The organism is Halomonas sp. 707D4 (assembly GCF_024158685.1).
GTDB lineage: Bacteria > Pseudomonadota > Gammaproteobacteria > Pseudomonadales > Halomonadaceae > Vreelandella.
Map to the genome: position 1 here is coordinate 1 of NZ_JAMZBD010000426.1, position 2,649 is coordinate 2,649.

The 2,649-nt window shown below is 66.2% G+C and carries 2 protein-coding genes and 1 pseudogene; all 3 read left to right on the plus strand.

Going from position 1 to position 2,649, the window contains the following annotated elements:
- Nucleotides 1-497 (plus strand): annotated as a pseudogene (locus tag BIS11_RS14725) (M20 peptidase family dipeptidase); the annotation flags it as partial.
- Complete coding sequence (gene kynA, locus BIS11_RS14730; RefSeq protein ID WP_253423817.1) at nt 494-1,327, plus strand: tryptophan 2,3-dioxygenase; 834 nt, start codon at nt 494-496, stop codon at nt 1,325-1,327. The pseudogene BIS11_RS14725 and the gene kynA, both read left to right, overlap by 4 nt.
- A gap of 40 nt (nt 1,328-1,367) precedes the next feature.
- Entirely contained in the window at nt 1,368-2,612 is a 1,245-nt protein-coding gene (gene kynU, locus BIS11_RS14735; RefSeq protein WP_253423814.1) for a kynureninase, read from the plus strand.
- Nucleotides 2,613-2,649 lie beyond the last annotated feature (37 nt).

A 2,649-nucleotide genomic window follows, 5' to 3' on the forward strand; every position in this document is an offset into this window, starting at 1 on the left:
TCCTCGCCCTGGGCGCCGGCGACACCGTCAAGCCCGTCGGCGCGGTGCCCGAGCGGGCCGAGGCGGTGCTGCAACTGCGCTTCGTCAAGGGCACCGAGTGGCAGGCCATCGAGCCGCGCCTGCGCGCCCATCTCGATGCCTTGGGGTTTGGCGAGGTAGCGCTTGAGATGCTCGGCGGCTACGCCGCCACCCGGCTCGACCCCGGCCACCCCTGGGTCAGCTTCGTTCAGCACTCCACCGAGCAGAGCCTGGGAAGTCCGGCCCACATTCTTCCCAACCTGGGCGGCACCATTCCCAACCACTGCTTTTCGGACGTGCTGCGCCTCCCCACGGTATGGCTGCCCCACTCCTATCCCGCCTGCGACCAGCACGCGCCCAACGAGCACCTGCTCGAAAGCATCGTCGAGGAGGGGCTCAGGCTCACCGCCGGGGTACTCTGGGATCTGGGCGAACCCCAGGCGCAATCACTCGTGCAACAAGGGGCGCAACAACAATGACGACACCTCGTAACGCCGTCGATGGCGAAGCCATCCATTGGGACCAGGACCTGAGCTATGGCCAGTACCTGGACCTCGAGCCGCTGCTCGCCTGCCAGAACCCGGTCTCGAAAGAGCACGACGAACTTCTGTTCATCGTCATCCATCAGGTCTCGGAGCTCTGGATCAAGCTCTGCCTGCACGAGGCCCACGGGGCGGCGGCCAATATCGATGCCGACGACCTGTCGCCGGCCTTCAAGATGCTCAGCCGCATGGCGCGTATCCAGGAGCAGTTGATCAAGGCCTGGGAAGTGCTGGTAACCATGACGCCGGCAGACTACGCGAGCTTTCGCGACAGCCTCGGCCAGAGTTCGGGATTCCAGTCTTACCAATACCGTGAGATCGAGTTTCTGCTCGGCAACAAGAACGCCAAAATGATCGAGGCGCACCGCGAACGTCCAAAAGACTACCAGAAGCTTCAAGAAGCCCTCGCCGCCCCCAGTATCTACGATGTGACGCTGAAGCTTCTGGCCCGGCGCGGCTTCGCCATTCCGGCAGAGAAGATCGAGCGCGACTGGCGCGAACCCTACACCCCCTGCCCCGAGGTGGAAGCCGCCTGGGCCGAGGTATATCGCCACAGCGAACGACACTGGGATCTCTACGAGCTTGCCGAGAAGCTGGTGGACGTGGAGTTCAACTTCCAGCGCTGGCGCTTCAACCACATGAAGACCGTCGAGCGCATCATCGGCTATCGGCGCGGTACCGGTGGCACCGCCGGCGTCAACTACCTGGTCAAGGCGCTGGATTTGCAGTTCTTTCCCGAGCTGTGGAGCGTGCGCACCTCGATCTGAGCAGGTTACGGCGACGGTATTCGATCTTACGGAGGACACCATGAACGAGCCCCTGAACGGCATCACCCTCGAAAGCGTGCAAGAGCGCGACCGGCGCGACCCGCTCGCCGCGTTCAAGCAGCACTTCGCCCTGCCCGAGGGCGTACTCTACCTGGACGGCAACTCCCTGGGCGCCCAGCCGGTGGCGGCGACGCAGGCGGTCGATGCCACCCTCACCCAATGGCGCGAGGAGCTGATCAAGGGGTGGAATCAGGGGTGGTTCGACGCCCCCGAGCGCCTGGGGGATCTGCTCGCGCCGGTGATCGGCGCGCGGGCCGGGGAAGTCTGCGTGACCGACAACATCACGCTCAACATCTTCAAGCTGCTGGGCTACATCACAAGCCAGGCCCCGGATGATCGGCGCGCGGTGCTCTCGGAAGGCGGCAACTTCCCCACCGACGGCTACATCGCCCAGGGGTTCTGCCAGCTGCGAGGCTGCGAGCACCGCTTCCTGCCCGAAGGCGCGGACCTGGCCGAGCACCTGGAAGGCGTAGCCGTGGTCGTGCTCAGCCAGGTGAACTACCGCACCGGGGCGCTTCGCGACATGGCCGCCACCACGCAGCTCGTGCACGCCCACGGCGCCGAGGTGGTCTGGGATCTCGCCCACTCCGCCGGGGCGCTGCCCGTCGAGCTCGTCAAAAGCGGCGCGCGCTTTGCGGTGGGCTGCACCTACAAGTACCTGAACGGCGGCCCCGGCGCGCCTGCCTTCGTGTTCGTGCACCGCGACGCCCAAGATGGCCCCTGGCAGCCGCTCTCGGGCTGGCACGGCCATGGCGCGCCGTTCGCCTTCGACGCAAACTACGCCCCCGCCGACGGCATCTCCCGCTTTCGCACCGGCACGCACTCGGCGCTCGCCTATACCACCCTGGAGGCGTCGCTCGCGCTATGGAAGGAGGTCGATCTTGCAGCGCTGCGCGACAAGAGCCTGGCGCTGACGGAGCTCTTCTGCGACTGCCTCGCGGATCTGTTCGCGGCGCACGGCATCGAGAACATCACCCCGCCGCAAGGCCGCCGGGGCAGCCAGGTCTCGCTGATCGATGGCCACAACGGCTACGCCATCGTGCAGGCGCTGATCGCGCGCGGGGTGATCGGCGACTACCGCGAGCCGGGGCTGATGCGCTTCGGCTTCACGCCGCTCTACCTGAGCTTCGAGGATGTCTGGCACGCCGCCCGGCATTTTCGCGAGGTGCTTGAAAGCGGCGAGTACCGGGAGCCGCGCTTTTCCGTGCGCGGCGCGGTCACCTGATCGCCATGAGTACCCTCGACAAGGACCAGGCCTACTC